4 protein-coding genes are annotated in these 4,175 nt (G+C 77.3%); all 4 read right to left on the reverse strand.

Annotation, left to right across the window (positions count from 1 at the left end; genetic code table 11):
• A partial coding sequence (locus tag EBM89_RS19730) for an SCO3242 family prenyltransferase (protein ID WP_199732213.1) occupies positions 1-747 on the reverse strand: 747 nt, incomplete at its 3' end.
• The gene (locus EBM89_RS19735; protein ID WP_199732214.1) at positions 744-1,907 is read right to left on the reverse strand and encodes an inositol-3-phosphate synthase; all 1,164 of its coding nucleotides are present in this window, start codon (positions 1,905-1,907) and stop codon (positions 744-746) included. The genes EBM89_RS19730 and EBM89_RS19735, both read right to left, overlap by 4 nt.
• Complete coding sequence (locus tag EBM89_RS19740; RefSeq protein ID WP_122151291.1) at positions 1,904-2,914, reverse strand: sugar phosphate isomerase/epimerase family protein; 1,011 nt, start codon at positions 2,912-2,914, stop codon at positions 1,904-1,906. Before EBM89_RS19740 ends, EBM89_RS19735 begins: the two co-directional genes overlap by 4 nt.
• Before the next feature lie 103 nt (positions 2,915-3,017).
• A partial coding sequence (locus tag EBM89_RS19745; protein WP_233571877.1) for a COG1361 family protein occupies positions 3,018-4,175 on the reverse strand: 1,158 nt, incomplete at its 5' end.

A 4,175-nucleotide genomic window follows, 5' to 3' on the forward strand; every position in this document is an offset into this window, starting at 1 on the left:
CCCGGTGGCGGCCCGGGCGCGCCCGGCGGTGGGCTCGCGCGCGGCGGCGACCTGCGCGGGCAGGACCTGCGCGAGGTACGCCCCCGTGGCCGTGAGGGCACCGGTGAGGGCAGCGGCGCGCGCCTCGGGCGGCGATGCCGAGGCCCACCCGGCGACGACGGCGGTGGTGGTCGCCGCGGCGGCCGCGACCCGGGGGGTGGTGCCGTGCACCTCGCCCCGGGACAGGGTGGTGAGCGCCGCCGTGTGGGCGGCCACCGCCACGGCGGCGGGTACCGCGCGGCGCAAGTGGCCCACCCCCGCGCCGAGCAGGACGTCCAGCCCCCGGCACGTGGCCATCGCCGCCGGGCCGGCGGGGGTGTCCTTGAGGTGCGCGTCGTACAGCCACACCGACGCCGCGAGCGGGACCGCGACCGCCAAGGCACGGCGGCCCCCGGCGATCCCGGCGAGCAGCACGCCCGCCGCGCCGAGCCCAGCGGCGACGCCCAGCGCCCGGCGCGGCGACATCCGGCCGGACGGGATCGGCCGCTCCGGGCGCTCCACGGCGTCCAGGTCGCGGTCCGCCCAGTCGTTGAGGGCCATCCCCCCGGCGTACAGGCACGCCGACGCGACCGGCAGCAGCACCCGCCGCCCCCGGAGCCCGAGCCCCGCGGCAGCGGCCCCGGCGACGGTGTCCCCCAGCACCGTGAGCACGGCGGGGCCGCGCACGAGCTCGACCAGGTCGTGCACCGGTGCGTGGGCGGGGGTCATCGGGCGGTCGCCGCCCAGGTGACCAGGGCGCGGGCCTGGTCGGCGGCGGCGTGCACGTCGGACCCCCACGGGTCCTTGAAGAAGAACCCCAGCGCGGGCACGACCCCGGCCTCGCCGCGGGCGTGCGCGAGGGCGAGCAGCCGGGCCAGGTCGAGGACCATGGGTGCGGCGAGCATCGAGTCGTGGGCGCTCCACGTGGTCTGCAGCGTGATCCGCGAGCCGAGGAACCCCCGGGCGTGCACGTGGTCCCACGCGACCTTGACGTCCCCGAGGTCGGGCACGTGGTCGATGTGCAGGGGCGTGACGTCCGTGCCGGTGAGGTCCCGGAGCCCGCGGGTCTTGGTGGCGAGCTTGGACCGCACGGCGTCGGGGTCCGCGAGCGTGGCGCCGTCCCCGCCGCCCAGCAGGTTGGTGCCGGCCCAGGACAGCACCCGCAGCCCGCGGTCCGCGAACGCCGGGGCGAGGGCGGTGCGCAACCAGGTCTGCCCGGTCTTGCCGTCCTGCCCCGCGACCGGGACGCCCCGCTCCGCGGCAAGCGCCCGCAGCGCGGGCAGTCCCATCCCCGCCGACGGCGTGAACCCGGCGTACGCGGCGCCCGCGAGCACGGCCGCCCACGCCGCGACGGACGACGGCGGCAGCACCTGGCGCCCGGGCTCGGACGCGGCGGCCTCCAGGGCGCGCGGGTCGGTGTGCTCGGGCAGCGGGTCCACGGGCGGCTCGGTGGACGACACGTCGACGACCACCACCCGGGCGAGCCCGTGCCGTGCCGCGAACGCCGTGAGGTCGGCCGCGAGGCGCTCGGCGACGTCCCGCTGCGACTGCCCGGGGGCGAGCGGGCCCCGGTACCCGGGCCGGACCTCCGCGTCGGCGGCGTCGAGGGCGTGGGCGGTCGCGGCGAGCAGCGGCGCCGGGATCATCCCGGCGTCGACCAGCGCCTCGGCGTGCTTGGTCAGCGACACGTCGCTGACGTCGTGCCCGCCGAGCACCAGGTCCCGCCACCCGGGCAGCGGCACCCCGTCGAACGCCGGGCCCGCGGTGACGCAGCCCTCGGGCGGGGCGTGCCCCTCGGCGAGCGCGGCGAGACCGAGCGCCGCCGTCGTCCCGACCGACCCGCGGGCGCCGACCAGCCACACGCCGGTCGGGGCCGTCGCGCCGGTCACGCGTCGCCCTTCGTGCTGAACGCCGCGTCGAACGCCGCCTCCGGGGCGTCGAACGCGAGCCGCCGCACGAACTCCAGCGCCTCGGGCGCGCCGACCAGGCGGTCCATGCCCGCGTCCTCCCACTCCACGGAGATGGGGCCCTGGTAGCCGATCGTGTTCAGCGTCCGGAACGCGTCCTCCCACGGCACGTCCCCGTGCCCGGTGGAGATGAAGTCCCAGCCGCGGCGGGGGTCCGCCCACGCGAGGTGCGAGCCGAGGCGCCCGTTGCGGCCGTTGCCCATCCGCTTCTTCGTGTCCTTGCAGTCCACGTGGTAGATCCGGTCCTGGAAGTCCCAGAGGAACCCGACCGGGTCGAGGTCCTGCCAGATCATGTGGCTCGGGTCCCAGTTCAGGCCGAACGCCTCGCGGTGCCCGATGGCCTCCAGGGTGCGCACCGTCGTCCAGTAGTCGTAGGCGATCTCGCTGGGGTGCACCTCGTGCGCGAACCGCACGCCGACCTCGTCGAACACGTCGAGGATCGGGTTCCACCGGTCGGCGAAGTCCTGGTACCCCGCCTCGACCGCCTCGGCCGAGACCGGCGGGAACATCGCCACGTACTTCCAGATGGACGACCCGGTGAACCCCACGACGGTGTCCACGCCCAGCTTCGCCGCGAGCCGCGCGGTGTGCTGCATCTCCTCGGCCGCGCGGCGGCGCACGCCCTCCGGATCCCCGTCGCCCCACACCCGGTCGCTCAGGATGTCGCGGTGCCGCTGGTCGATGGGGTCGTCGCAGACCGCCTGCCCCTTGAGGTGGTTCGAGATCGCCCAGACCCCGAGCCCGTTCTTCTCCAGGACGTCCCGGCGGGACTGCACGTAGGCGTCGTCGTCCCACCGCCACGGGTCGAGGTGGTCGCCCCAGCAGGCGATCTCGAGGCCGTCGTAGCCCCACTCGCCCGCGAGCCGGGCGACCTCCTCGAACGGCAGGTCGGCCCACTGGCCGGTGAACAGGGTGATCGGGCGTGCCATCGGTGTCTCCTCGTCGAGAACGGTCGTGCTGCTGCGTGCGGGTGCGTGCGGGTGGGGTCGATGCTGGCGCGCGCGGTGGGCGGGCGCCAGGGGCGGGGTCACGTCACGGCGTCGCCCCCTGGCGGGCCAGCGCGGCGGCCACCGCGGTGTCGACGGCGCGCTGCTGCCGGACCCGGCGGCGGCGCCCGGCGTGCACGCGCAGCACGACCAGGGCGACCAGCAGGACGAGCACCCCGAGGACGAGCCACGGGACGGCCCACGCCGCCGCGGTCGCGACGACGCCCGGCACCGCGGGGGACGCCCCGTCCGGGGCGCCCGGCAGGGGCACGACCTCGCCGCCGAGCGCGATGCGGGCGGTGGACCGGACCAGGGGCCACACCCCCTCGACGACGACGGTGCGCTGCACCGACGCGCCGGGGATGAGCTCGGGGACGTCGGCGCCGACGGCCCGCACGGAGCCGAGCCCGAGCAGCCCGGCGACCTGCACCTGCTCGGCGGGCGCGATCCGGGCGTTGCCGGTGTTGGTCACGGTGAACGTCACCGTCGCGGTGCCGGGGACGACGGGGTTCGATCCGGCGTCGTAGTCGACCAGGACCCCGGACACCGCCAGGGCGGGCGCGAGGTCGCCGCCGACCCGCAGGTGCACGCGCGAGCCGAGGCGACGGTCGACCGACACGCCCTCGGCGTTCTCGACCAGCAGGCTGGACACGACGGCGGCGGCGTAGTCGCCGGGCTGCACGTCGTCGGGGACGGTCAGGGTGAACGGGACCTCGACGCTCGCGCCGGGCGCGACGACGACCTCGGGGGTCTCGACGACCACCCAGGAGCCGAGCGCGGTGGACTCCTCCCCCGCGCCCAGCACGTCGAGCGTGCCGTCCGCGGTGAGGAACCCGTCGGCGGCGTACACGTCGAGGGGCAGGGGCGCGTCGCCCTTGTTGGTCAGGACGATCGCGTCGGACAGGGAGCCGCCGGGCGGCAGGGAGTACGCGAAGTTGGGGCGCTGCGCGCCGTGCACGGTGTCCGCCGGGCGCACGCCCCAGGACACCTGGGTGGACGCGGCCGCCGCGGCGTCGGCGGCACCGGGGGCAGGGTCCGCCGGGGGCGCTGGTGCGGCTGCCACCGCGGGCGCCGCGCCGAGCACGGCGGCGACGGCGAGCGCGAGCAGGGCGGCGGGGACGCGGGTGCGGATCACGGCGGGGCCTCCGGGTCGACGGTGACGACGGGTGCGGGTGCTGCGGGGTGCTGCGAGGTTGCTGCGGGA

The organism is Cellulomonas triticagri (assembly GCF_003696205.1).
Classification (GTDB): Bacteria; Actinomycetota; Actinomycetes; order Actinomycetales; family Cellulomonadaceae; genus Cellulomonas; species Cellulomonas triticagri.